The organism is Ideonella sp. B508-1 (assembly GCF_000333615.1).
In the GTDB taxonomy this organism is placed as follows: domain Bacteria; phylum Pseudomonadota; class Gammaproteobacteria; order Burkholderiales; family Burkholderiaceae_C; genus Ideonella.
This window is the reverse complement of the sequence record NZ_BADL01000314.1, coordinates 1-2,243: the sequence shown is the minus strand read 5'-3', so window position 1 is coordinate 2,243 and position 2,243 is coordinate 1. Positions and strand designations below refer to the sequence as shown.

Below are 2,243 nucleotides of genomic sequence, written 5' to 3'. Positions count from 1 at the left end.
GAGAGAGAGGTGGGTGCTGTCCACCGGGGCCATGCGGCCGGCGGCGATCCACCCTTCGATGACGGCGGCCTTCTGCGCCACCAGGCGGTGCAGCTCGCTGCGCAGCAGCTCGCCCACCACCGGGGCGCCGTGCAGCAGCTCGTTGGCGAAGACCTGGGAGGCGGCGGGCCGCTCGCGGCTGAGGGCCATCTTGGCGCGCACGTAGCGGCTCAGCGCCTCGCGCGGGTCGGCCTCGGCGGTGATGGCGTCGGTGGGGGTGAGCCAGTCGCGCAGCACGGTGGCCAGCACCGCCTCGTACAGGCCCTTCTTGCCGCCGAAGTAGTAGTGCAGGTTGGCTTTGGGCAGCCCGGCCTGCTCGGCGATTTCGGCCATGGTGGCCCCCTCGAAACCCGCCCGCGCGAACACCTGCTCGGCCGCGCGCAGGATGGCCGCTTCGTTGGCCTGGCGAATCTGACCCTTGCGGCCGTCTTCGGCCGCAGCGGGGCGGTGGGGGGCGAGGGCGGAGAGGCTCATGCGGACGCGATCATAGGGCCCCGCCGCGGCGGGGCCCCGGATGACCGTGGCGCGGGCGGCCCGAAGGCTTATTTCTGCGCGGCGTCCCACACGGCGTGGGTCATGGCTGCCGTGCCCGGGTCCTTCTTGATCACCGGCGAGCTGCCCCCGCTCAGCAGCACCTTGACCGTGCGCTCATAGGCGGCCGGGTCCAGGTAGCCGATCTTGGGCGTGCCGGCGTTGCTGATCAGCTTGGCCACGTTCTCCATCTGGCGCTTCTGCACCGCCAGCGTGGCGCTGCCCGAGGCATCCTGGGCCACCACGATCTTGGCGGCCTCTTCGGGGTTCTTGACCGCGTCGTTCCAGCCCTTGAAGCTGGCCTTGAGGAACTTGGCCATCTTGGCGACGAAGGCCTTGTCCTTCAGGTTGGGCTCCAGCACGTAGAGGCCGTCCTCCAGCGAGGCCACGCCTTCCTTCTCGTAGAAGAAGGTGGTCAGGTCGCTTTCCTTGATGCCGGCGTCGATGACCTGCCAGTACTCGTTGTAGATCATCGTCGAGATGCAGGCGGCCTGGTTCTGCAGCAGCGGGTCGACGTTGAAGCCCTGCTTGAGGATCTTGATGTCGCTGCCGGGCTTGTAGCCCAGCTTGGTCATCCAGTTCAGGAAGGGGTACTCGTTGCCGCCGTACCAGACACCCAGGGTCTTGCCCTTGAGGTCCTTGGGGCTGCTCACGCCGGCGGACTTCTTGCAGGTCAGCATCAGGCCGGACTTGTCGAAGACCTGGGCGATGTTGACCAGGGGCACGCCGGCCTCGCGCGCGGCCAGGGCGTCGGGCATCCAGTTGACGACCACGTCGGCCGACTTGCCGGCGATGACCTGCACCGGCGAGATGTCCGGGCCGCCGGCCTTGATGGTCACGTCCAGGCCCTCGGCCTTGTAGTAGCCCTTGGCCGCCGCCACGTAGTAGCCGGCGAACTGGGCCTGGGGCACCCACTTCAGCTGCAGCGTGACCTTCTCGGCCGCCTGGGCGCCCAGGCAGAGCGCACCGGCCGCCAGGGCCAGCAGCGAACGACGGATCATCGGGATCGAAGCAATCATCGAACAAGCTCCTCGTGTGGAGTGGGTGGGTGATGGGGGAGGGGAAATCAACGTGACCGGAAGGCGGGGTGCCAGAAGTTGACCCGGCGTTCCAGCCGCGACAGCAGGGCGTAGAGGCCCGAGCCGGTGAGGGCGGCCACCACGATGGCGGCCCAGACCAGGGGCATGTTCATGCGTGCGGCCTCGGTGGAGATGCGAAAACCCAGGCCGGCCGTGGGCGAGCCGAAGAACTCGGCCACGATGGCGCCGATCAGCGACAGCGTGGCGTTGACCTTGAGCGCGCCGAAGATGTGCGGCAACGCGGTGGGCAGGCGCAGCCACAGCAGGGTGCGGCGGTAGCCGGCCGCGTAGCTGTGCATCAGCTCGCGCTCGAGCTTGCCCGCGGCCTCCAGCCCGGCCAGGGTGTTGATCAGCGCCGGGAAGAAGGTCATCAGCACGATCACCGCCGCCTTGGACGGCCAGTCGAAGCCGAACCACATCACCGCGATGGGCGCCACGCCCACCAGGGGCACGGTGCTGGTCAGGGCCGCCACCGGCTGCAGGCCGCGCTGCAGAAAGGGCGCGCGGTCGATGGCGATGCCGGTCAGCACGCCCAGGCCGTTGCCCAGCAGATAGCCGATCAGCACCGACTTCAGAACGGTCTGCACGAAGTCG

The 2,243-nt window shown here is 68.7% G+C and carries 3 protein-coding genes; all 3 read right to left on the bottom strand.

Features of this window, described 5'->3' with window-relative positions; all coding sequences use genetic code 11:
• The coding region (locus tag I73_RS27845; RefSeq protein WP_022981101.1) for a TetR family transcriptional regulator C-terminal domain-containing protein at positions 1-513 on the bottom strand (513 nt) is incomplete at its 3' end.
• Between the two features lie 68 nt (positions 514-581).
• On the bottom strand, positions 582-1,589 hold the full coding sequence (locus I73_RS13530; RefSeq protein ID WP_026096700.1) for an ABC transporter substrate-binding protein: 1,008 nt from the start codon (positions 1,587-1,589) through the stop codon (positions 582-584).
• A gap of 47 nt (positions 1,590-1,636) precedes the next feature.
• Positions 1,637-2,243: ABC transporter permease (locus I73_RS13525; protein WP_022981099.1), on the bottom strand; the 607-nt coding region annotated here is incomplete at its 5' end.

Excerpts from the sequence above, each read along its gene's own strand:
- I73_RS13530 (WP_026096700.1), bottom strand. The coding sequence starts at position 1,589 with ATGATTGCTTCGATCCCGATGATCCGTCGTTCGCTGCTGGCCCTGGCG.